18 protein-coding genes and 1 rRNA gene are annotated in these 22,053 nt (G+C 60.6%); 16 read left to right on the forward strand and 3 right to left on the reverse strand.

Annotated features, from left to right (window positions below; genetic code table 11):
• Nucleotides 1–85, forward strand: a 5S ribosomal RNA gene (gene rrf, locus KW848_RS02495); the annotation flags it as partial.
• Between the two features lie 115 nt (nt 86–200).
• On the opposite strand, the gene KW848_RS02500 is transcribed toward rrf, so the two are convergent.
• Entirely contained in the window at nt 201–1,124 is a 924-nt protein-coding gene (locus tag KW848_RS02500) for a TIGR03571 family LLM class oxidoreductase (RefSeq protein WP_218535381.1), read from the reverse strand.
• 273 nt (nt 1,125–1,397) lie between these two features.
• Here KW848_RS02500 and mrdA point away from each other — a divergent pair, with 273 nt between their 5' ends.
• Nucleotides 1,398–3,290, forward strand: coding sequence for a penicillin-binding protein 2 (gene mrdA / locus KW848_RS02505; RefSeq protein WP_008145469.1), 1,893 nt, complete (start codon nt 1,398–1,400; stop codon nt 3,288–3,290).
• A gap of 12 nt (nt 3,291–3,302) precedes the next feature.
• Here the strand turns inward: mrdA and KW848_RS02510 are convergent, their stop codons facing one another.
• Nucleotides 3,303–4,262, reverse strand: coding sequence for a LysR family transcriptional regulator (locus KW848_RS02510; protein WP_192410382.1), 960 nt, complete (start codon nt 4,260–4,262; stop codon nt 3,303–3,305).
• 156 nt (nt 4,263–4,418) lie between these two features.
• Between KW848_RS02510 and KW848_RS02515 the strand changes: the two genes are divergently transcribed.
• The 7 genes from KW848_RS02515 (at nt 4,419) to KW848_RS02545 (ending at nt 11,300) form a co-directional block, all read left to right on the forward strand.
• A complete protein-coding gene (locus tag KW848_RS02515; protein ID WP_056741990.1) occupies nt 4,419–5,720 on the forward strand; it encodes an MFS transporter in 1,302 nt (433 codons plus the stop codon).
• Nucleotides 5,717–6,472 carry a class II aldolase/adducin family protein gene (locus tag KW848_RS02520; RefSeq protein ID WP_218535388.1) on the forward strand — a complete coding sequence of 252 codons (756 nt, stop codon included), beginning with the start codon at nt 5,717–5,719 and terminating at the stop codon, nt 6,470–6,472. The genes KW848_RS02515 and KW848_RS02520 overlap by 4 nt, the downstream gene beginning before the upstream one ends.
• Complete coding sequence (locus tag KW848_RS02525; RefSeq protein WP_218535390.1) at nt 6,469–7,410, forward strand: glyoxylate/hydroxypyruvate reductase A; 942 nt, start codon at nt 6,469–6,471, stop codon at nt 7,408–7,410. Before KW848_RS02520 ends, KW848_RS02525 begins: the two co-directional genes overlap by 4 nt.
• Before the next feature lie 127 nt (nt 7,411–7,537).
• Nucleotides 7,538–8,917 carry an MFS transporter gene (locus KW848_RS02530; RefSeq protein ID WP_218535392.1) on the forward strand — a complete coding sequence of 460 codons (1,380 nt, stop codon included), beginning with the start codon at nt 7,538–7,540 and terminating at the stop codon, nt 8,915–8,917.
• Between the two features lie 18 nt (nt 8,918–8,935).
• Entirely contained in the window at nt 8,936–9,328 is a 393-nt protein-coding gene (locus tag KW848_RS02535; protein ID WP_008145457.1) for a RidA family protein, read from the forward strand.
• Entirely contained in the window at nt 9,321–9,941 is a 621-nt protein-coding gene (locus KW848_RS02540) for an RraA family protein (protein WP_192410387.1), read from the forward strand. Before KW848_RS02535 ends, KW848_RS02540 begins: the two co-directional genes overlap by 8 nt.
• 48 nt (nt 9,942–9,989) lie before the next feature.
• Entirely contained in the window at nt 9,990–11,300 is a 1,311-nt protein-coding gene (locus tag KW848_RS02545; RefSeq protein ID WP_218535394.1) for an OprD family porin, read from the forward strand.
• Nucleotides 11,301–11,309: 9 nt separating this feature from the next.
• On the opposite strand, the gene KW848_RS02550 is transcribed toward KW848_RS02545, so the two are convergent.
• The gene (locus KW848_RS02550; protein ID WP_192410389.1) at nt 11,310–12,242 is read right to left on the reverse strand and encodes a LysR family transcriptional regulator; all 933 of its coding nucleotides are present in this window, start codon (nt 12,240–12,242) and stop codon (nt 11,310–11,312) included.
• 162 nt (nt 12,243–12,404) lie between these two features.
• Between KW848_RS02550 and KW848_RS02555 the strand changes: the two genes are divergently transcribed.
• From KW848_RS02555 to KW848_RS02585, 7 genes are all read left to right on the forward strand, one after another.
• On the forward strand, nt 12,405–13,715 hold the full coding sequence (locus tag KW848_RS02555; protein WP_218535396.1) for an MFS transporter: 1,311 nt from the start codon (nt 12,405–12,407) through the stop codon (nt 13,713–13,715).
• A gap of 24 nt (nt 13,716–13,739) precedes the next feature.
• Nucleotides 13,740–14,969: a Zn-dependent hydrolase gene (locus KW848_RS02560; protein WP_218535398.1), complete on the forward strand. Its 1,230-nt coding sequence runs from the start codon at nt 13,740–13,742 to the stop codon at nt 14,967–14,969.
• A gap of 118 nt (nt 14,970–15,087) precedes the next feature.
• Entirely contained in the window at nt 15,088–16,113 is a 1,026-nt protein-coding gene (locus tag KW848_RS02565) for a histone deacetylase family protein (RefSeq protein ID WP_218535400.1), read from the forward strand.
• Nucleotides 16,114–16,360: 247 nt separating this feature from the next.
• Nucleotides 16,361–18,265 carry a sigma-54-dependent Fis family transcriptional regulator gene (locus KW848_RS02570; protein ID WP_218535402.1) on the forward strand — a complete coding sequence of 635 codons (1,905 nt, stop codon included), beginning with the start codon at nt 16,361–16,363 and terminating at the stop codon, nt 18,263–18,265.
• On the forward strand, nt 18,265–19,983 hold the full coding sequence (locus KW848_RS02575; RefSeq protein WP_201182516.1) for an ABC transporter ATP-binding protein: 1,719 nt from the start codon (nt 18,265–18,267) through the stop codon (nt 19,981–19,983). Before KW848_RS02570 ends, KW848_RS02575 begins: the two co-directional genes overlap by 1 nt.
• Nucleotides 19,973–20,650 (forward strand): S8 family serine peptidase, encoded by a 678-nt coding sequence (locus KW848_RS02580; protein ID WP_218535404.1) that lies wholly within the window; start codon nt 19,973–19,975, stop codon nt 20,648–20,650. The genes KW848_RS02575 and KW848_RS02580 overlap by 11 nt, the downstream gene beginning before the upstream one ends.
• Nucleotides 20,647–21,936 carry a tryptophan 7-halogenase gene (locus tag KW848_RS02585; protein WP_218535406.1) on the forward strand — a complete coding sequence of 430 codons (1,290 nt, stop codon included), beginning with the start codon at nt 20,647–20,649 and terminating at the stop codon, nt 21,934–21,936. Before KW848_RS02580 ends, KW848_RS02585 begins: the two co-directional genes overlap by 4 nt.
• Nucleotides 21,937–22,053: the final 117 nt, after the last annotated feature.

The following is a 22,053-nucleotide window of genomic DNA, read 5'->3' on the forward strand; positions in this document are numbered from 1 at the left end:
ATCCCATCCCGAACTCAGCAGTGAAACGATGCATCGCCGATGGTAGTGTGGGGTTTCCCCATGTGAGAGTAGGTCATCGTCAAGATTAAATTCCGAAACCCCTATCTGCGTATGCAGGTAGGGGTTTTGTTTTGCCCGCAGGAAAGTGTCGTGGCAAAAAAGGGACAGCCCATCGGCTATCCCTGGTTCCAGCAGCATCGTTAGTGAAACTTCGGCAGAACGTATTCAGCGATCTCTTCAATAACCTCGGCAACCGGTCGTTCGCTACGACGCAGATGTAAGCCAACGTGCTGCACACCGGCGTCACGCAAAGCCTGAAGCTCATCAATCAATGCCAGCCTCCCGCAGCTGCCGCCAAAACGTACACGTCGCATCGGTGCATGAGGATTGGCCGCCAGATCCAGGTGAACGAAGCTGATGTAGGGTTTGTCGCCACCGACCTCCCGCCACAGTCCCGCTCGGCGCCGATGCTCATCCGGAGTGCCAGGGTAGGCGAGCCAGCCATCCATATGTTGGCCAATCCACGCCGGGGATTGCTGACCAAGACCTGCAACCAGCAATGGCACCGGCTGATCTCGCTTCGGTAACAGGCGAGCACCTTCCGGCAGGCGGCCTTCACCTTGGCTTCGCAACAACTCGACCGTATCGCGAAAGATCTCTCCCCGCTGATCGTAGTCCACACCAAATAACGGATACTCCATAGGTCGGTCGCCACTGGCCACACCCAATAGCAGACGCCCATCACTCAGTTCATCAACACTGTTGGCTGCCTTGAGCGTTAACCAAGGTTGACGTAGCGGTAATACAACCGCCGCTGTCCCCAGCATGATGTTGTCGGTGATTCCAGCCAGGTAGCCAAGATAGGAAAAGGTTTCGAACACCTGTGCCGCATCACCAAATTCGGGATCATAAACCGGCACATCGCGTACCCACAGAGCACTGAAACCAGCCTTGTCTGCGAGGCTTGCCATAGCGGCGTGCTGCTTCAGGTCCGGAACACCAAACGGCCGCTCCTCGGCAATTCGCTGTCGCTGCCCATCGCTGGACCAATCGTTATCCAGCGGCAGTTCAAGCCCAATGGAAAATCCATTGGAACCCAGTAAACGCTGAAATCGTGGATGCATGAAAGACTCCAAAAAAACCAAACGGAATGACATGCACCCAGTATCTACAGGCCCTTCTTCAAGAAAAATGCATGAATGGGAATATCAATCTTGAGCAAAACGCACGAGTTATAAAAAAAGCCGACCGTCGTTTTGGCCTTCAAGGACAACCGTTAGAGGAAATCGCACTAAAGTGACCGCCCGGTTTTTGGTATGGTGCAGCTCGTTTTTTTAACGGACTGATTTCAAGCCTACGGATTGGCGCCCCCTTTAAGTAAAAGAGCTGCTGCAGAAATGCCCCAACCGATACCGATCAAGGACCACGAAAAAGAGACGCGCCTGGTCAACAAAAGACTGATGGCTTGCGCCCTGTTCGTTGTTGCCATTACCTGCGCGCTGGTCGTGCGCATGTATGTCCTGCAGGTGGTCGAATTTGATTATCACTCGACGATCTCTGAAAACAACCGGGTCCACGTCCTGCCGATCACCCCCACGCGCGGATTGATCTACGACCGCAACGGCGTAGTTCTGGCGGACAACCGTCCCAGCTTCAACCTGACCATCACCCGCGAACGCGCCTCCGATGTTAAAGAGGAGCTGGATGAAGTTGTCAGCCTCCTGCACTTGCCGACAGAAGATCGAGCGCTGTTCGACAAGGCAATGAAGCAGACCCGACATCCATTCGTGCCGGTCACCTTGTTCTACGAGCTCAGCGAAGAACAAATCGCGGTGTTGGCGGTCAACGAGTTCCGTCTGCCAGGGATCGACGTAGAGCCGCAATTCGTTCGCCACTACCCGATGGGCGCGCACTTTGCGCATTCGATCGGCTACGTCGGCCGCATCAACGAGAAAGAATCCAAAGCCTTGGACACGGTGGAATACCGTGGCACTCAATCGATCGGCAAGACCGGCATCGAAAAATTCTACGAGTCGCAGTTGCACGGCCAAGTGGGTTACGAAGAGGTCGAAACCAACGCTCAGGGCCGGGTCCTGCGAGTGCTCAAGCACACCGATCCGATCCCAGGCAAAAACATCGTACTGAGCCTCGACGTCAAACTTCAGGAAGCCGCCGAGGAAGCCTTGGGTGATCGTCGCGGTTCGGTGGTCGCACTCGATCCGTCGACCGGCGAAGTGCTCGCGATGGTCAGCAAGCCAAGCTTCGACCCGAACCTGTTCGTTACCGGGATCAGCTTCAAGGAATACGCAGCGCTCCACGACTCCATCGACCGGCCGCTGTTCAACCGAGTACTACGCGGTCTCTACGCACCGGGTTCGACCATCAAGCCGGAAGTGGCCATTGCCGGCCTCGACGCCGGCGTCGTTACCCCGCAGACCCGTGTCTTCGACCCCGGTTATTACCAACTCCCGGACTTCGATCACAAGTACCGCAACTGGAACCACAGCGGCGATGGCTGGGTGGACATGGACGCGGCGATCATGCGCTCCAACGACACCTACTTCTACGACCTGGCCCACAAGCTGGGCATCGACCGACTGCATGACTACATGGCCATGTTCGGCCTCGGCGAGAAAGTCTCGCTGGACATGTTCGAAGAGTCTGCGGGCCTGATGCCATCGCAAGCCTGGAAGCGTGCCACGCGCCGTCAGGCATGGTTTCCGGGTGAGACCGTGATCCTCGGCATCGGCCAGGGTTATATGCAGGTCACTCCATTGCAGCTCGCCCAGGCTACTGCACTGATCGCCAACAAAGGTGTGTGGAACCGGCCGCACCTGGCCAAAACGGTGGACGGTGTTGCGCCAGTGGATGAGCACCCAATTCCAAACATCCTGTTGAAGGACCCGCGTGACTGGGAGCAGGTCAACCACGGCATGCAAATGGTAATGCACGACGCTCGCGGGATTGCGCGGGCGGCAGCGCTGGGCGCTCAGTACCGCATCGCCGGCAAGAGTGGTACGGCGCAAGTGGTGGCGATCAAACAGGGCGAGCGTTACAACCGGGCGAAAACCCTGGAGCGTAACCGCGACAACGCCTTGTTCGTCGGTTTTGCCCCGGCCGAACATCCGAAGATTGTCATCTCGGTGATGATCGAAAACGGCGAGGCTGGCGGTCGCGTCGCAGGTCCCGTAGTGCGGCAGATCATGGATGCCTGGTTACTCGATCAGGACGGTCACTTGAAGCCGCAATACGCTACACCGAGCAAAGCACCGGGCGACCCTCACGTCTAAGTGATCAAGGCTTCACAGCACAGGCTCACGGATACTGAGCATGTGCTGGAAGCTTTCGAGGAACACGGTTTCGGCCTGACTCATCTTCTGCTCGCGATTCCACAGTAGCTGGATATCGAAATCCACCACCCCATCTTCCGGCGGCAAGCGCCAGAGCAAACCTTGCTCGACATCCCTTCGTACCAGGTGCGTCGGCAGGCAGCCAATGCCGAATCCTGAGCAGATCAAGCGATAAATCTCTTCGAAACTCGTCGATGAAGCGACGATCTTGCCGGTAAAGCCTTGCTGGTCGCGGAACAATGTCAGGGGTGAAAGATTGCCCCCGAGTTGGTCACTGGTGAAGCTGACAAAGTTCTCCGCCGCAAGCTCTTCCAGGGTCAGATTCTCTTGCCCGAACAACCGATGACGCTGCCCACAAAAGTACGCATACGTCTCACGAAACAGTACTCGCTGCTCCAGTCGCGGCTGCGGTAAACGGCACAGGCCGACGCCAACGGTCGCCGTCTTTTGCAGCAGTGAACTGATGATGTTCGAGCTGCCCATCACTTCGACTTCAAACTCGATTTTCGGATGGGTTTCGTGGAAATCGGCGAGGAACTCGTCGTAATGCCGTGCTTGCACGCCGCTGACGGTAAGGATGCGAATCTTGCCGACCACGTCGTCGTTACGACTTTCCACCACCGTACCCAGTCGTGAAATATCTCCGTAAATATCCGCCGCAATGCGCAGGACTTCCTCCCCGGTTTCCGTCAGATCAAACCGTCGCCCGCTACGGGCAATCAACACACATTCCAATTGTTCTTCCAGCCGTTTCAGTGCCTGGCTGACGGCTGACTGCGTGATGTGCAATCGCGCGGCGGCCCGGCTCATGCTGCCTTCCTGGCCGATCACCAAATAGGTGCGCAGCAGGTTCCAGTCGAGGCGGTCATTCAGAAAGCGGCGACCGACCCAAGGGTTAGAAGTGGAGGGCATAAAACTCCTGGTAGTAGCAGGGCTAATAGTAAAGATAAGAATTTGAAAATTGACTAATCCTGGCACGGAAGCGATAAAGCTAACAAGCGCCACAGAGTGCAACCCGTAAACAGCCTTCAGTACCTGCCCAAAACTATAAATACACAGGGTCCTTGCATGCACACTACCCCTCAACCGCGTCGAGCGGCGGCGGCAGCCTTCATTGGCACGACCATCGAGTTCTACGACTTCTACATCTATGCCACGGCGGCCGCGCTGGTGCTCGGGCAAGTGTTCTTTCCCAGCCACGACCCGGTGATGAGTACCCTGGCAGCGTTCGGCAGTTTCGCCGTCGGCTTCATCGCTCGCCCGATGGCCGGCATGGTGTTCGGTCATCTGGGTGATCGCCTCGGTCGTAAGAAAATGCTGCTGGTGACCATGGCCCTGATGGGGTTGGCGACCGCCGGAATCGGTCTGTTGCCGAGCTACGCCAGCGCCGGTATCTGGGCGCCGATCGGTCTGATTGTGCTGCGTTTGATCCAGGGCATTTCGGTCGGAGGCGAGTGGGGCGGGGCGGTGTTGATGGCCAGCGAGCATGCACCGGCCAAGCGCAAGACGTTCTATGCATCATTCGCGCAACTCGGCAGCCCGGCCGGTTTGTTGCTGGCGTTGATCGCCTTTCGTCTGGTGACTTCCCTTGAGCCAGAGGACTTCCTCGCCTGGGGCTGGCGTCTGCCGTTTCTCGCCAGCGGTGTGTTGATGATGGTCGGCCTGATGATCCGTTCAGGGGTTCACGAGTCGCCGGAATTCGCCAAGGCCCGGGACAACAACGAGACTTCCAAGTACCCGGTGAAGGACGTGATCCGTACCTGCTGGCGGCAGATCCTGTTTGCTGCCGCTGCCGTGACCATCGGTTCGGCCGGGTTCTTCTTTACCAACACCTTCATGATCACCTACGTCACCCAGTATCAGGGCATCGCACGTTCGACGATTCTCGATTGCCTGTTCCTGGTGACCGTCATTCAGCTGCTCTCGCAACCGCTCTCCGCATTGCTGGCCGAGCGTATTGGCGAAGGCCGCTTCCTCAAACTCGTCGCGTTGCTGTGCATGGTCACGCCGTACCCGATGTTCATGCTAGTGGGCACACAGAACATTGTGTTGATGACTGTCGGCATTGCACTGGCGGTGGTGATTCTCTCAGCGCTGTACGCGGTGATCGCCGGTTACATGACCCAGGCGTTCCCGGTGCACCTGCGCTACTCGGGCATTTCTATCGCCTACCAACTCAGCTGCGCGCTGGCCGGCGGCACCACGCCGCTGATCGGCACGCTGCTGGCGAGCAAGTTTTCCGGACAATGGTTGCCGTTGGCGGTGTTCTTCACCTTGCTCTCGGCCCTGTCCTTGATCGGTGTTTGCGGCCTGGCCCGCCTGCGCGCCAACCCGGTCGTCACCCACGCTGCTAAAGAGGTGTATTCGTGAGTAAACCTGAACACATCGGCCCGGTTGAATGGCAAGCCCGTTGCGAGCTGGCTGCGCTGTATCGCCTGGTCGCGCACTTTCGCATGACCGACCTGATCGACACCCACATCACCCTGCGAATTCCGGGGCCTGAGCATCACTTCCTGATCAACCGCTACGGGGTGATTTTCGACCGCATGCGCGCCTCGGACCTGGTGCGTATCGATCAGGACGGACGAGTCGTTGACCCGGCATATGAAGGTCATCGGGTCAACGCCGCCGGCTTCGTCATTCACTCGGCGATCCACATGGCCCGCCCGGACCTCAACTGCGTGATTCACACTCACACGGCTGCCGGCATGGCGGTAGCCGCCCAGAAGCAAGGCTTGCTGCCGATCAGTCAGCACGCGCTGAAGTTCTACGGCAAGTTGGCGTATCACACCTATGAAGGCATCGCGCTGTCGCTGGATGAGCGCGAGCGGTTGATTGCCGATTTGGGGCCGCACCGGGCGATGATCCTGCGCAATCATGGACTGTTGGTCGGTGGTTCCGGCGTGGCCCAGGCGTTTCAGGAGATTCACTTCCTGGAGCGTGCCTGTCAGGCGCAAGTTGCGGCGTTGTCCGGTGGTTCGGCGCTGCATTACCCGTCGCCGGAAGTCTGTGCGCACACCGCCGAACAGTTTGACCGAGATGAGCAGGACAACATCATCGACCTGGCCTGGGAGGCCGCTTTAACCCTGATCGAATCCCAGCGCGAGTCCTACTTATCGTGAAAACCGTCACCAACACCGTGGTTCTGCTGTCCCGTGACAACCTGCTGCTCAAGCAACTGCAGGCAGCCTTTGCCCGCAGTGCGCCGCAACTCAAGGCAGTTCTGGCCAATGATCCGCAGGCTGCATACGCGCAGATTGCCGCGTGCTGGTTTCCCTTGCCGGGCAGCCTCGCCGCATTGCCGAACCTGCAAGTCATTCACTCGGTGGCCGCCGGCATCGATCACCTCGATAACGACCCGTCGTGCCCGGATCTGCCGATCTGCCGAGTGGTCGATCCCGGCCACCGCCAAGGCATGACCGAGTACGTGCGCTGGGCGGCGATTCACTATCACCGCGGCTTCGATCAGGTGCTGTTGCAGCAACAGGACCAGCGTTGGGAGCGGCCGCTGCAACGGGCGGCGGGGCAGTTCAAGATCGGAGTGATGGGGCTTGGGTCGTTGGGCAGCGCGATTGCCCAGGACCTGGCCGCCGCCGGTTACGACGTGCGTGGCTGGGCGCGCCGCAGCAAGGACTTGCCGGGCGTACAGACGTTCGCCGGTGCGGAAAAACTGAACCCGTTTCTCGATGGATTGGAATTGCTGATCAACCTGTTGCCGCTGACCAGCGAAACCCGCGGCATCCTCGGCAGTGCAACGTTCGAGCGGCTCGCCAATGGCGCCGCGCTGGTCAATTGTGGTCGCGGCGGTCATCTGAATATCGACGACCTCGAACAGGCCCTGGCCCGAGGAAAACTGCGCGGCGCTTTGCTGGATGTTTTCGAACAAGAACCGCTGCCGGTCGATCACCGTCTCTGGGCAATGCCCGGCGTCACCATCACCCCGCACATGGCGTCCGCAGCCTCCCATGACTGTATCGCTGAACAAGTAGCAGAGAACTTTCGCCGTTTAAATAGCGGAGAACCGTTATTGAATTGTGCGGACCGAACACTCGGTTATTGATAATAAAGCGCCTTGCAAACTCGCCCATTGAGTTGGGCGACGTATAACAACAATCCCTTATCTCAAACGTTTTACTGCCAGTTAAAACAATTACATATGAGTTCTTGATGAACTCCTGGAGACAGTAATGAGCGATCTATCGCCTGTAGAAAAGTCCGGCGCACCTCCGGAAGTTGCAATTAGCATGAAGAAAGTTGCCGTGGCCAGTGTGATCGGCACCACGGTGGAATGGTACGACCTGTTTGTGTTCGCCACGGCTTCGGCGTTGGTGTTCAACAAAGTGTTCTTTCCGGATTTCGATCCGTTGATCGGTACATTACTGGCCTTCGGTACGTTTGCTTCGGCCTACCTGGCCCGGATTGTCGGCGCGGCACTGTTCGGTCATTTCGGTGACCGCTTGGGACGCAAGTCGATGTTGTTGGTTTCACTGTTGACCATGGGGGCCGCAACGTTCGCCATTGGGTTATTACCTAACTACGCGGCCATTGGTATCTGGGCGCCGATTCTGTTGTTGCTGCTGAGGGTGATTCAAGGCCTGGCGTTGGGCGGCGAGTGGGGCGGTGCGGTGCTGATGGCCGTAGAACATGCGCCCGCCAACAAACGCGGTTTGTACGGCTCGTGGGTACAGATCGGCGTCCCGGCCGGGACCATGATTGCCAACCTGGCTTTCCTGCTGATTGCCGCGTGGCTGTCCCCTGAAGACCTGTTGGCCTGGGGCTGGCGTATTCCGTTCCTGGGCAGCGTACTGCTGATCGCCGTGGGCTTGTACATCCGCTTGAACATCTCTGAAACCCCGGCCTTCAACAAGGTCAAGGAAGCCGAGGTGCAGGTGAAAATGCCGCTGGCGGAAGTCTTCCGCAAGTACTGGAAACAAGTGGTGCTGGGCGGGATCGCCACCATGTCGACCGGGGCGTCGTTCAACATCATCGTTGCCTTCGGCCTGACGTACGGCACGCAGAATCTGGGTTTCAGCCGCAGCGTGATGCTCGGCGTGGTGTTGCTGTCCTGCGCCTGGTGCATCGTCATGTTGCCGGTGTTCGGCGCGCTGTCGGACCGTTACGGACGCAAACCGATCATCGTTGCCGGCATCGTCGCCGAAGCGTTGGTCGCGTTCCCGATGTTCTGGTTGATGGACACCAAAGAGTTGCCCTGTGTGATCTTCGGTTACTTGCTGTTGATGACCGCATTCGCGGCCAATTACGGGCCGATCGCAACTTTCCTTGCCGAACTGTTCGGCACTCGAGTGCGTTATTCCGGGTTGTCGATCAGCTACATGTTGTCCGGTCTGCTTGGCAGTGCGGCGACGCCCATCGTCACCACTGCATTACTGGCGGCGACCGGCAAAGGCTCTTCGGTGGCCTGGTACATGATCGGCGCGGCGTTGATTTCGTTGGTGGCGCTGTTGTTGCTGACCGAGACCTTCAAGCGAGACATCAGCGACGTCCCAACGGCAGTGCCAGCCGCTGATCCAGCTCTCGACAAACCGATCAAATCGGCCGCTGCCTGATTAATGGAGTTCAACAACATGCGCAGAATTCAGTCAGCCCCGGGCTTCATCGGCCCGGTCGGCCCTTACTCCCAAGCGGTGGTCAGTGGCCACCTGGTGTTCACCGCCGGGCAGATCCCGGCCCAGAGCGGGCTCGATGACCAGCCCGCTGATTTCCCCGAACAAGTGCGACAAACCTTGCGCAACCTGGAAGCGATCCTGATTGAAGCCGGGTCCGATTTCAGCCACGTGATCAAGGTCAACGCGTACCTCACCGATCCCGCACAACTGGAGCCGTTCAACGCGGTGTATCGCGAGTTTCTCGGCCATGCACCGCCGGCACGCACCACGGTGTGCGTGGCGTTGTGGGGCGTGTCGCTGGAAATCGACTGCGTCGCCGAGTTGATTGCCAAGGAGGCGCAACATGGATGAATCGCAGCTGATCGAGCAGCTCAACGCGGTGAGTTTTCCAACCCTCGGGCATTTTCTCGAGGAGGGCTTTGCCGACTCGCAGCTGCGGGCCATGGTGCCCAATGTGAAACTGGTCGGCCGTGCGCTGACCCTGAAACTGGTGGGCGCCGATGCCATCGCGGTCAACCAGGCTCTGGCACTGATCAAACCCGGCGATGTGTTGGTGATCGACACCGACGGGGACTGGCAACACGCTCCAGTCGGCGCTGTCACCAGTTGCGCGGCGCGCTGCGCCGGTGCGGTGGGAATCGTGGTGGACGGTGCGGTGACCGACTTGCTCGAACTGCGCGAGGCCGGGTTGCCGGTCTTCGCTCGCGGCACCAGCCTGCTGACCACCAAGTTGCATGGCCGTGGCGACAGTCAGATCAATCAGCCGATTCACTGTGCCGGCGTCACGGTGCACCCCGGGGATTTCGTGCTGGCGGACGACAACGGCGTGCTGTTTCTCGATCCGGTCACCGCGCAAAACGTCATCGAGCGTGCGCTGGCATCGGACCGGGCAGAGCCGCAACTGCTGACTCGGTTAATGGCGGGCGAGCCGGTGTCCAGTGTCTTGAGTATCAATCTCTCTTAATGACCGGCAGCCAGCCCCAGAGCTGGCTGCTCAGGAACTTCAAAACCAATGAACAAACAACCGTTGGCACTTATTGCGATCGGCAGTGCGCTATTCAGTCCGTTAAGCATGGCGGACTTTATTAAAGACAGTAAAGCGACCCTCGGGATGCGTAACTATTACTTCAATAACGATAATCGCGATGGCGCCGCGAACCCTTCCAGAACCGAAGAATGGGCGCAGGGTTTCATGCTCAACTATCAGTCGGGATTCACCGAAGGCACCGTCGGCTTTGGTGTCGATGCGCTAGGGTTGCTGGGTATTCGCCTGGACAGCGGTGATGGTCGCCATGTCGGCAGTTCGATGATCCCCAACGATGGCAACGGCGCCGCCGAGCAATGGTCGCGTTTCGGTGCGACGGCGAAGATGCGCGTTGCCCAGACTGAAATGCGTTACGGCACGCTGACGCCGAAGTTGCCGATTCTGCAGGCCAATGACGGACGGCTGCTGCCGCAGACGTTCGAGGGTGGGCAGATCGTCTCCAATGACTTTGAGCATCTAACGCTGACCGGTGGCCATCTCGAACACGCCACGGGCCGTGGTTCCAGCGACAGTACCGGCCTGGCCGTGGCCGGCGGCACTCGGGAAAGCAACGCGTTCAATTTTGCCGGTGTCGATTACAAAGTCACCGATGCGCTTTTGGCGCAGTACTACTACGCCAATCTCGAAGACTATTACCAACAGCATTTCGCCGGTCTGGTGCATAACCTGACACTGGGGGATTTCGGCGCGCTGAAAACCGATCTGCGCTACTTCAATACCTCCGCCGACGGCGCCAATGACTCGTCCAGCGGACGGGCCAGCGGCTACCGCACCAGCGGCTATACGCAGAACGGCGACGGCAAGATCAACAACAATACCTGGAGCCTGGCGTTCACCTGGAGCATCGGCGCTCACGCGCTGATGGCCGGTTATCAGCAGGTGTCCAGTGACAGCGGATTCGTGCAGCTCAACCAGGGTGGTTTGCCGGACAAAGGTGCTGGCGGCGCAAGCGTCTACCTGCTGACCGACCGCTACATCCAGAACTTCACCCGCGCCGGAGAGCGTACCGGTTTCGCCCAGTACAGCTACGATTTCGCCGCCCTTGGCGTGCCGGGGCTCAAGGCTTCGGCGATGTACCTCTCAGGCAGCGGAATCAAAACGGTGGCCGGGCCTGAACAAGAGGAATGGGAGCGCGACCTGAGCCTCGACTACGTGATCCAGAGCGGGCCGTTGAAAAACGTCGCACTGGGTTGGCGCAACGGCATGTCGCGCAGTGAAGCGTCGCGCGATGCGGACCAGAACCGCCTGGTGGTCAGCTACAGCCTGCCGTTGTTCTGATCGGGCCACTCAGTCCAGCAAGCACTGTTGCAGGCTCTCGAGAAAAATCATCTCGGCCCGGCTCATGCGCTGCTCGCGGTTCCACAGTAAATGAATGTCCACATCGGCAATCCCTTCGTGGGGCGGCAGGCGCCAGAGCAATCCGGCGTCGACGTCCGCCGCCACCACGTGCTCGGGCAAACAGCCGATCCCGTACCCGGCGATCACCAGTCGCCGGACTTCTTCCAGGCTCGGTGACGAGGCGACGATCCGTCCGCTGAAGCCTTGCTGATCACGAAAAATCGTCAGCGGCGAGAGCATGCCGCCGATCTGATCGCTGGTGAAACTGACGAAATTCTCCCGCTGCAAATCCCCTTCGGCCACGTTCTGCTGGCCGAACAGCGCATGGTGTTTACCGCAGAAAAATGCATAGCGTTGACGCAGGAACAGCCTTTGTTCCAGGCGCGGTTGCGGGCGCCGATTGAGGCTCAGGCCGAGGGTCGCGGTTTTTTCCTGGAGGGCGCTGACGATGTCGGAACTGCGCATCACGTCGACTTCCAGATCCACTCGCGGATGCTGGCGATGAAAGTCCGCGAGGAAGTCATCGAAGCGCTCCGAAAAGATCCGGCTGATGATCAGCAAGCGAACCTTGCCGATCACTTCGTCGGCCGGTTGCTCGAGCACGCTGCTGACCTGGGACATCTGCCCGTAGATTTCCCCGGCCAGTTCGAAGATCTGTTCGCCGACTTCGGTCAGGGCAAACCGCGGCCCGCGACGGGCGATCAGTTGTCGACCCAGTTGCTCCTCCAGACGCTTCAATGCCTGGCTCACCGCCGGTTGCGTCAGGTGCAGGCGGGCGGCGGCGCGGCTGATGCTCAGCTCCTGACCGATCACCCGGAAGGTGCGCAGCAGGTTCCAGTCCAGACGGTCATTGAGCAGGCGTTGTACATCGCGTTCGGCCATGGCGGCTCTCGATTATAAGCTGGTGTAATAGTTTGCATAATAAATAGAAAATTGACTAATCATAGCCCCGAGACGATAAATCATCTCCAGACAGGCGCCGTCAGAGCGCCTTGATTTTGCAGTTTCACTCCTGCCAAAAAAATAACCAAAGGAGATCGACCCATGAAGCCCCAAGCTTCGCCTCAGCCGCGCCGTGCGGCAGCCGCAGCCTTTATCGGCACCATGATCGAGTGGTACGACTTTTACATCTACGCGACCGCCGCCGCATTGGTATTCGGCGCGCTGTTCTTCCCCTCCGACGACAAACTGTTCAGCACCATGGCCGCCTTCGGCACCTTCGCCGTGGGCTTCTTTGCGCGGCCGTTGGGCGGGATTATCTTCGGCCATGTCGGCGATCGCATCGGCCGCAAAAAGTCGCTGATCATCACGTTGCTGATGATGGGCGTGGTCACGGTCTGCATCGGCTTGCTGCCGACCTATGCACAAATCGGCGCAGCGGCGCCGGTGCTGCTGATTCTGCTGCGCATCGTCCAGGGCATCGCCGTCGGTGGCGAGTGGGGCGGGGCGGTGTTGATGGCCGGGGAGCATGCGCCGAAAGGTCGACGCAATTTCTTCGCCTCCTTTGCGCAGCTCGGCAGCCCGGCCGGTTTGATCCTGTCGCTGCTGGCCTTCAGCGCAGTCACCCGTCTGCCGGAAGAAGACCTGATGAGCTGGGGGTGGCGTCTGCCGTTCCTCGCCAGTTCGTTGTTGCTGCTGGTGGGCCTGGCGATTCGTCTGGGGGTGAATGAGTCGCCGGAGTTCCTCGCCAGCCGTGAACTGGCCCGCAAAAGCACACGCAAGGAGCAGGCACCGGTCATGGAAGTCCTGCGCACCGCGTGGCGTCCGCTGCTGTTGTGCATCGGCGCCAACACCCTCGGGATCGCCGGGGTGTATTTCACCAACACCTTCATGATCGCCTACACCACCCAGCAACTCGAACTGCCGCGCTCACTGATTCTTGAGTGCCTGTTTGTGGTGGCGATCATTCAGTTCTGCATTCAACCGTTGGCCGCGTGGGTTGCCGAGAAAATGGGCGCCACCCGATTCCTGTGCCTGGTGTCGTTGCTGGCCATCGCCTCGCCGTACCCGATGTTTGTGCTGGTCAGCTCGGCACAGGCGCCGCTGATCATCCTCGGCATCGCCCTGGCGGTGGTGTGCATGGCGTCGTTCTATGCGGTGATCGCCGGTTACGTCAGCGGCATGTTCGAAACCCGCGTGCGCTATACCGCGATCTCGTTGGCCTATCAGATTTGCGGCGCCGTGGCCGGTGGCCTGACGCTGCTGATCGGCACTGTGTTGGCGCACAAGTTTGCCGGCCAATGGTGGCCGATGGCGGTGTTCTACAGCCTGATTGCCGCGACTTCGCTGATCTGTGTCCTGTCCCTTGCCCGTCGCCATGCCAGCGCTGAACGCCTCGAAATGGCTAACGCTTGATTAACGTATTTCCTGGAGTAACTCATGTTGAAAATTAACGGTGAACGCCTCTGGGCGAGTCTGATGGACATGGCCGAAATCGGCGCCACCGCCCGTGGCGGCAGCTGCCGCCTGGCCCTGAGCGATGAAGACAAGGCCGGTCGCGAACTGTTTTCCCACTGGTGCCGCGAAGCCGGCATGACCCTGAGCGTGGACGCCATCGGCAACCTGTTCGCCCGCCGCGCCGGCACCGACCCCGATGCCGCGCCCGTGATGATGGGCAGCCACCTCGACACCCAACCTGAAGGCGGACGTTTCGATGGTGTCTACGGCGTACTCGCCGGCCTGGAAGTGGTCCGTTGCCTGAACGACCTCGGCATCCAGACCCGCAAGCCGCTGGAAGTGGCGGTCTGGACCAACGAAGAAGGCGCACGCTTCACCCCGGCGATGTTCGGCTCGGCGGTGTTCACCGGGATCATGCAACTGGACGCGGCGCTGGCGGTGCGTGACATCGACGGCATCAGCGTTGCCGAGGCGTTGCAACGCACCGGTTACGCCGGCGAGCGCCCGTTGGGCGGCGCGGTGGATGCGTACTTTGAAGCGCACATCGAGCAAGGTCCGATCCTCGAAGACAACGCCAAAAGCATCGGCGTGGTCAGCGGTGGCCAGGCGATTCGCTGGCTCGACGTGCGGGTCGAAGGCATGGCCGCCCACGCCGGTACAACGCCGATGCCGCTGCGCAAAGACGCCTTGTATGGCGTGGCACAAATGATCCAGGCCATCGAAGGCCTGGCCAGTGATTTCACCCCTGAAGGGCTGACCACCGTCGGCGAGTTGAGCATCAATAAATCGTCGCGCAACACCATTCCGGGCTTGGTGAATTTCACCGTCGACCTGCGTCATCACCGCGACGAAGCGATTGAGGCGATGGAGCAGCAAGTCCGCGAGCGGCTTCAGGCGATTGCCGATAGCCGAGGCTTGAACCTGATGATTACGCCGCACTGGATCAGCCCGGCAACACCCTTCGATGCCGAATGCGTGGCGGCGGTGCAGCAGGCGGTGGACGCGCTGGGCTACGCTCAGCAATCGATTGTCAGCGGCGCCGGGCATGATGCGATTCATCTGGCGCGGTTCTGCCCGACGGCGATGGTGTTCATCCCGTGCGTTGGCGGCTTGAGTCATAACGAAGCTGAAGATGTGTTGCCGGAAGATGTGCGTCAGGGCACCGATGTGCTGCTCAACGCCGTCCTGGCCCGCGCCGGTAAAGTCGAATAAAACGCAATCCCTGTGGGAGCGGGCTTGCTCGCGAAGAGGGAGTGTCAGTCGACATCATTGTTGAATGACACTCCCTCTTCGCGAGCAAGCCCGCTCCCACACTGACAGGTATTCATCCATGCGCAGTTTTTTCCACCCCGAACAATTGCTTCATCACCCCCGCAGCTACTACTCCCGCGGGCAGATGCGCACGCCGCAGGAAGTGCCCGAACGCGCTCAGCGATTGGTGCAGGCCTCTCATTCGCTGGGCTTCAAAGTCGAGCAACCGGTCGATGCCGGACTCGATCCGCTGCTGGCGGTCCACGGCGCGCCATACCTGACGTTTTTGCAGGAAGCGCATCAGCGCTGGAAGGAAATTCCCGAGGATTGGGGCGACGAGGTGATGTCGAACATCTTCGTCCGCGAGCCCAACGCCCTACGCGGGATTCTCGCCCAGGCCGCGCGCTATCTGGCCGATGGCAGTTGCCCGGTGGGTGAGCTGACCTGGCGTTCGGCCTATTGGTCGGCGCAAAGCGCCATTGCCGGCGCTCAGGCGTTGCTCGATGGCGAGCCGGCCGCTTACGCCTTATGCCGTCCACCTGGTCACCACGCCCGGGCCGAGGCGGCCGGGGGTTTCTGCTATGTGAACAATGCGGCGGTGGCCGCGCAGGTATTACGTGCCGGTTTTGAGCGCGTCGCGGTACTCGACACCGACATGCACCACGGTCAGGGGATTCAGGAGATTTTCTACGACCGCGATGACGTGCTCTACGTCTCGGTGCATGGCGATCCGACCAACTTCTATCCGGGGGTTGCCGGGTTCGCTGACGAGCGGGGTGTCGGGAAGGGTGAGGGCTTCAATCTCAACTTGCCGATGGCACATGGTGCCAGTGAGGCGGACTTCCTGGGGCAATTGGACGTGGCATTGGCGGCGGTGAAAGACTTCGGCGCCGAGGTGCTGGTGTTGTCCTTGGGGTTCGATATTTTCGAGCTGGATCCGCAAAGCAAAGTGGCGGTGACCCGTGAAGGGTTTGCGCGGCTGGGCGAGCGGATTCGCAGCCTTGGGTTGCCGTGCCTGATTGTGCAGGAGGGCGGGTATCACCTGGAGAGTCTGGAGGATAATGCGCGGGCGTTTTTTGTGAATGCCGAGGTGTGGCAGCTCTGAGCCTTGGGTTGTCTGAAATACCGTAATCGCGAGCAGGCTCGCTCCCACAGGTTTGGCGTCGTTCACAAATCTGCGGTTCAACCGGGTCAACTGTGGGAGCGGGCTTGCTCGCGAAGAACGATAACGCGGTCCACCTGACGGAACACAAGCGCCGTAAGGCACTTGCCATCGCCCTGACGTTAACGTAAAGATTGCGGCAGGGCGCTGTTCTTGAAAAAGCGCAGGGCGGACCGATCCGGAGCGCTTGATGACACTAATAAAAACAACTCCTCCCAAGCTGCACCGCGAAGCCCGGCTGGCCCGGGAAAAACTCCATCTCGAGGGCGAAGTCCCCGATGGCGTGTTGCGGGCGGAAATCGATGCGTCGTGGCGGCGTAGCCTCAGCCATGGCGTGCATTTCAATGCCAAGCACGAGCTGGCGCTGGAATCGAGCGCGAGCCTCGACGTGCTGTTGGCGAGCAATCGGCTGCTGATCGATGCGGCATTGCCGGCCATCGATTACCTGGCCGAACGTCAGGGCAAGGAAGGGCTGATCATCCTCGCCAATTCCGACGCCACCATTCTCGCTGTCGAAGGCCGCGCCGATCGCCTCAAGGGCAGCGGCCTGCAAGACATCACCCTCGGCGCCTGCTGGAGCGAAGCCGCTCGCGGCACCAACGCGCTGGGCACCGCACTGGTGGAAGCCCGGCCTACGATGATCGATTGCGGTGAACATTACCTCGATCGCCTGACCGATTTCTCTTGCACCTCGGTGCCGATCCATTGCCCGCAGGGCGACATCCTCGGCGTACTCGACCTGACCCGCGAAGGCCCGCTGGGCCGCGTGCACGACAGCACCGCGTTGCTGGCCATGGCTGTCAGCCAGATCGAAAGCCGGGTGTTCAACGCCAGTTATCCGGACGAGATCGTCCTGGCTTTCCATAGCCGTCGGCAATACCTCGAATCCCCTTGGCAGGGCTTGTTGGCAGTGAGCCTTGGCGGGCAGATTCTCGCGGTCAGCGCCCAGGCCTGTCAGTTGCTCCACGCCGAGCGCTCGGCGCTGGTCGGTCGACGCTGTGAAGAGTTTCTGGGCGTCGATGGCCTGCAACTTCTCTCGCGTCTGCATCAGGGCGGTGTCGGCAGTCTGCAAACGGCCAAAGGCGAGTTCTTCTACAAAACCCTGCGTGCGCCGCAGCGTTCGATCAACGTCAGCACGCCACCGCGCAGCCCAGCGAAAACCACCAAAGCACCACCGGATCTCGAATCCCTGGCCGGCAGCAATGTCCGTTATGCCCGAGCCTTGCGCATGGCCCGTCAAGGCCTGGCCAATGAGCTGCCAGTGTTGCTGCTGGGCGAAACCGGCACCGGTAAGGAAGTCATCGCCCGCGCCCTGCACATGGCCGGCACCCGCTGCGACAAACCCTTCGTCGCGGTGAACTGCGCGGCGATTCCCGAAGGCCTGATCGAGTCGGAATTGTTCGGCTACCGCGAAGGCGCGTTCACCGGCTCGCGCCGCGGCGGCATGATCGGTCGGCTGCAACAGGCCCATGGCGGCACCTTGTTTCTCGATGAAATCGGCGACATGCCGCTGGCCTTGCAGGCCCGCCTGCTGCGGGTGTTGCAGGACCGTAAAGTGGCACCGTTGGGCGCCGGCGAAGAGCAAGACATCGACGTCGCACTGATCTGCGCCACCCACCGCGACCTCAAGCGACTGGTCGAAGACAAGCACTTCCGGGAGGACCTGTTTTATCGGGTCAACGGCATCAGCGTGATGCTCCCGGCTCTGCGCGAACGTGAGGATTTCAGCGGGCTGGTCACTCGACTGCTGGCCAAACTGGATGCGCCGACGATGGTCCTGCATGACGATTTGAACCGTTTGCTCGGCGGCTATCACTGGCCAGGCAACATTCGCCAACTGGAAATGGTTTTACGCACGGCACTGGCCATGCGCGAGCCGGGGGACACCGTACTCACCCTCGACCACTTGCCCGACAGCATGCTCGACGAGTTGAGCGCCACCGAACGGCCTCAGGCCGGCAGCATTCGTGAAAACGAACTGGAGCTGATTCGCCAGTCCCTGGACACTCACCAGGGCAACGTCTCGGCCGCGGCCGACGCCTTGGGCATCAGCCGCGCGACCTTGTATCGCAAGCTCAAACAGTTGCGCTCGTGATGCAGCGCTTGATCGTTCGGCTGATTGACAGCCAAAACCCCGAAGCCCTGCAAGCGGCGTTGCGCTGGCTCTACAGCTTCGTACGGCCCCATCGTCTGGCGATTGCCGGGTTGCTCGGGTTATCGGTCTGTGCCTCGTTGCTGGTGTTGGTCCAGCCTTGGCTGACCAAACTACTGATCGACGATGGCCTGCTGGCGCGCAACTTTCCGATGCTGGTGCTGATCGCCGGGTTGATGATCGTGGCCGGGCTGCTCGGAACGGGGCTGTCGGGGATCAACCGTTACCTGCACACGCGGCTGTCCGGGCGGATTCTGTTTGCCCTGCGCGACGACCTCTATCGACATCTGCAAACCCTCTCGCCGAGTTTCTACGGACAGCGCCGAATCGGTGACCTGATGTCGCGCCTCGATGGCGACGTCGCGGAGATCCAGCGTTTTGCCGTGGACTCGTTGTTCTCGGCGGTGTCGAGCGTGATCGGTCTGGTCTGCGCCGTGGCGATGCTGCTGACCCTGTCGTGGAAACTCTCGCTGCTGGCGCTGGTGCTGATTCCCCTCGACGTACTTTGGCTGCGCTGGATGCGGCGCAAGGTCGAGCGCGATGTGCGGCAATTGCGCGAGCGCTCGGCGGACATGTCCTCGTTCATGGTCGAGACCTTGCCGGTGATGAAATTCATCCAGTCCGCCGGCCAGCAACAGCGTGAATCGCGGCGCCTGGAGACGTTGGGCCAAGGCTACATGAGCCAGTTGTTGCGCCTGCAAGTCACCGAGTTTTTCACCCAGGCGGTGCCGGGCACACTGACGTCGCTGTCCCGTGCCTGCGCGTTCCTGATCGGCGGATATTGGGTGGTGCAGGGGACCTGGCAACTGGGCGCACTGATCGCGTTTTCCACCTATCTGGGCATGGCCGTCGGACCGGTACAGAGCCTGCTTGGGCTCTATGTCGCGGTCCAACGAATGACCGTCAGCCTCGGGCGCGTGATGGAATTGCGCGGCGAAGAACCGACCGTTCTCACACCGGTTACGCCGCAACCGATGCCGACTTCCGGCGAGCTGCGTTTCGACAACGTGCACTTCAGCCATCCCGGTCGCCCGACCACCCTGCGCGGCATCGAAGCGCGAATTCCCTACGGTTTGAAAGTCGCCCTGAGCGGCGGCTCCGGGGTCGGTAAATCGACCCTGATCGACCTGCTGCAACGGCACCACGATCCGCAATCCGGCCGGGTGTTGCTGGGAGAGGTCGATCTGCGCGAACTGGACCTGTTCCAGCTGCGTCGGCGGATTGCGGTGGTCAGTCAGGACATCGTGCTGTTTCGCGGCAGCCTCGCCGACAACCTCGCCTATGCAGTGCCGGACGCCAGCCGTGAAGCGATTGCCGAAGTGGCGCGGCTGGCGCAACTCGACAGTCTGATCGAGTCTTTGCCCGAAGGCCTCGACAGCCCGTTGGGCGAACGCGGTCAGCAGTTGTCCGGCGGGCAGAAACAGCGCATCGCCATCGCCAGGGCGCTGTTGCAGGATCCGTTGATTCTGGTGCTGGACGAAGCGACCTCGGCGGTGGATGAAGCCACAGAACGTGAAGTCATCGAAGCCATCGATCGACTGTTTGCCGGGCGTACGCGGATCCTCATCAGCCACCGTCCTTCAACCTTGGCCGATGCCGATTTGCGTTTCGAATTGCTCGACGGCGTACTCACTTCAAAAACGGTGCTGCATGAAGCCTGAGCTGCGGATTGGCGTGGTGGACAGCGGTCACTCGGCGGCACAGCGGGTGCAAGTGGTCGCCGGGCGGCGCTTCTCGTTGCTGGCGGATGGCCTGGCCGAAAGCGACTTGCGCGACGATCCGCTGGGCCACGGCAGCGCGGTGATCGAGGCCATCGGTCGACGGGCGCCTTCGGCGGTATTTTGCGTGGCTCAGGTGTTCGACCAGCGCGGGGTCACCAGCGCGTTGCAGATTGCCACGGCGATTGACTGGCTGGTGGCGCAGGACGTTCGGCTGATCAATTTGAGCCTTGGTTTGCGTCAGGATCGCAGCCTGTTGCGTGAAGCCTGTGCCGCGGCGGTAGCGCGAGGTATTTTGCTCTGTGCGTCCAGTCCGGCTCAGGGCGAGGGCGTGTTTCCGGCGAATTATCCACAGGTGCTGCGAGTCACCGGCGATGCCCGTTGCGCCGAACAGGAATGGTCGTGGCTCAACAGCGCTCAAGCGGATTTCGCCGCGTGCGTGCATGGCACCTATCCGGGGCAGTCCGGCGCCAGCCTCGGCTGTGCGGCGTTGAGCGGGCACATTGCAGGTTTCCTGGTGGCGCATCCCGAGGCAAGCAACGAACAGGTCATCGAGTGGTTGCGGGAAAATGCCCGCTATCGCGGCCCTGAACGGCGCATCGGAGCATGATTTTGATTCTTGGCGCAGGGCCCGCGGGAGCGGCGGTTGCCTTGGGTTTGCGTCGGCTCGGTTATCCGGTGACGCTTGTCAGTGAATGGCGGCGATTTGCGGCGCTGGAGGGCGTTTCGATTCGGGTGCTGGAGGCCTTGCGTGGCGCCGGGCTTCATCAAGCCTTGGCGGATGCGGCGCTGCCGTCCCAAAGACAGGTGTCATGGAACGGCCAGCAGCATGCGCAGAACATCGAATTTTTACTGGATCGCCCGAGCTTTGATCGAGGCTTGCGCGAGGATCTGCGCCTGGCGGGCGTTGAGCTGATCGAAGGCCGTGTGCTGACGGTTCAGCCATCGGCTTCGGGGCATCGGATCGAGGTCGAAGGGCGCGAGGCGCTGCTGGCGGATTTTCTGGTTGAGGCGCGCGGGCGTCAGGCGCCAGCGCTTGGCAAAGGCCTGCGCGGACCGGAGACGGTCAGCCTGCTCAATCGCTGGCAAGGCACGCCGGGCAGCACCGCCAGCGCGGTGGAAAGTCTTGAGGACGGCTGGGCCTGGATGGCTCGGCGAGCTGACGGTCAGTGTTATTGGCAATGGACGGTGGACGTGGCCAGCGCTGAATTGCCGGGCAAGGCGCAGTTACTCGATTACTGTCGGCAGCGGCGCCAAGATTCGGCGTTGGCCCGGGCGTTTTTCGGTGTCGAGCCTGAGGTCGATCTACAGCTGCATGCCCGCAGCAGCACGGCGATTTTGTGCCCGCAGGTGTGTGGCGATCACTGGATTCGGGTAGGGGATGCGGCGATGGCGGTGGATCCGCTGTCGGGCAATGGGATTTTTCAGTCCTTGTCCTCGGCGTTACAGGCGCCGACGGTGATCAACACGTTGTTGCGTAAACCCGAGCGAGCGGCGCTGGCTCAGCGCTTTCATCAGCAACGGGTGGAGCAGTTGTTTTTGCGTTTTGCGCGGATCGGGCGGGATTTTTATGCCGATGAGCAGCGTTGGTTGGATCAACCTTTTTGGCAGACGCGGCGGCAGTGGCCGGATGCTGAAGTGGCGCATGCCGAGGCGGATTTTTCCTCACTGAGGATTGAGCGTGCGCCGGTGTTGAAAGATGGTTTTGTGGATGAAGCCGAGGTGGTGATCACGGCGGATCAGCCGCTGGGGATCTGGCATGTGCAAGGGGTTGAGTTGGCGCCGTTGGTGCGGCGGTTGCGGACCGAACCGGCCGAGCAGGCGTTGTCCGGGTTGACGGTGGAGCAGGGACGGGTGGTCCGCAGTTGGTTACTGTCGCAAGGCTTCAAACCCTGAGATTGGGGCGACGGGGCTGGCCCCTTCGCGAGCAAGCCCGCTCCCACAGTGATTGGTGTGTGCCGCAGAGGGTAGCTTCACCATAAAACCCTGTGGGAGCGGGCTTGCCCGCGAAGG

This window comes from Pseudomonas sp. PDM25 (genome assembly GCF_019219045.1).
Lineage (GTDB): Bacteria > Pseudomonadota > Gammaproteobacteria > Pseudomonadales > Pseudomonadaceae > Aquipseudomonas.

Excerpts from the sequence above, each read along its gene's own strand:
- KW848_RS02585 (WP_218535406.1), top strand. The coding sequence starts at position 20,647 with ATGATTTTGATTCTTGGCGCAGGGCCCGCGGGAGCGGCGGTTGCCTTG.
- KW848_RS02580 (WP_218535404.1), top strand. The coding sequence starts at position 19,973 with ATGAAGCCTGAGCTGCGGATTGGCGTGGTGGACAGCGGTCACTCGGCG.
- KW848_RS02575 (WP_201182516.1), top strand. The coding sequence starts at position 18,265 with ATGCAGCGCTTGATCGTTCGGCTGATTGACAGCCAAAACCCCGAAGCC.
- KW848_RS02545 (WP_218535394.1), top strand. The coding sequence starts at position 9,990 with ATGAACAAACAACCGTTGGCACTTATTGCGATCGGCAGTGCGCTATTC.
- KW848_RS02515 (WP_056741990.1), top strand. The coding sequence starts at position 4,419 with ATGCACACTACCCCTCAACCGCGTCGAGCGGCGGCGGCAGCCTTCATT.
- KW848_RS02500 (WP_218535381.1), bottom strand. The coding sequence starts at position 1,124 with ATGCATCCACGATTTCAGCGTTTACTGGGTTCCAATGGATTTTCCATT.
- KW848_RS02560 (WP_218535398.1), top strand. The coding sequence starts at position 13,740 with ATGTTGAAAATTAACGGTGAACGCCTCTGGGCGAGTCTGATGGACATG.
- KW848_RS02550 (WP_192410389.1), bottom strand. The coding sequence starts at position 12,242 with ATGGCCGAACGCGATGTACAACGCCTGCTCAATGACCGTCTGGACTGG.
- KW848_RS02565 (WP_218535400.1), top strand. The coding sequence starts at position 15,088 with ATGCGCAGTTTTTTCCACCCCGAACAATTGCTTCATCACCCCCGCAGC.
- KW848_RS02510 (WP_192410382.1), bottom strand. The coding sequence starts at position 4,262 with ATGCCCTCCACTTCTAACCCTTGGGTCGGTCGCCGCTTTCTGAATGAC.
- KW848_RS02535 (WP_008145457.1), top strand. The coding sequence starts at position 8,936 with ATGCGCAGAATTCAGTCAGCCCCGGGCTTCATCGGCCCGGTCGGCCCT.
- KW848_RS02570 (WP_218535402.1), top strand. The coding sequence starts at position 16,361 with ATGACACTAATAAAAACAACTCCTCCCAAGCTGCACCGCGAAGCCCGG.
- mrdA (WP_008145469.1), top strand. The coding sequence starts at position 1,398 with ATGCCCCAACCGATACCGATCAAGGACCACGAAAAAGAGACGCGCCTG.
- KW848_RS02530 (WP_218535392.1), top strand. The coding sequence starts at position 7,538 with ATGAGCGATCTATCGCCTGTAGAAAAGTCCGGCGCACCTCCGGAAGTT.
- KW848_RS02540 (WP_192410387.1), top strand. The coding sequence starts at position 9,321 with ATGGATGAATCGCAGCTGATCGAGCAGCTCAACGCGGTGAGTTTTCCA.
- KW848_RS02555 (WP_218535396.1), top strand. The coding sequence starts at position 12,405 with ATGAAGCCCCAAGCTTCGCCTCAGCCGCGCCGTGCGGCAGCCGCAGCC.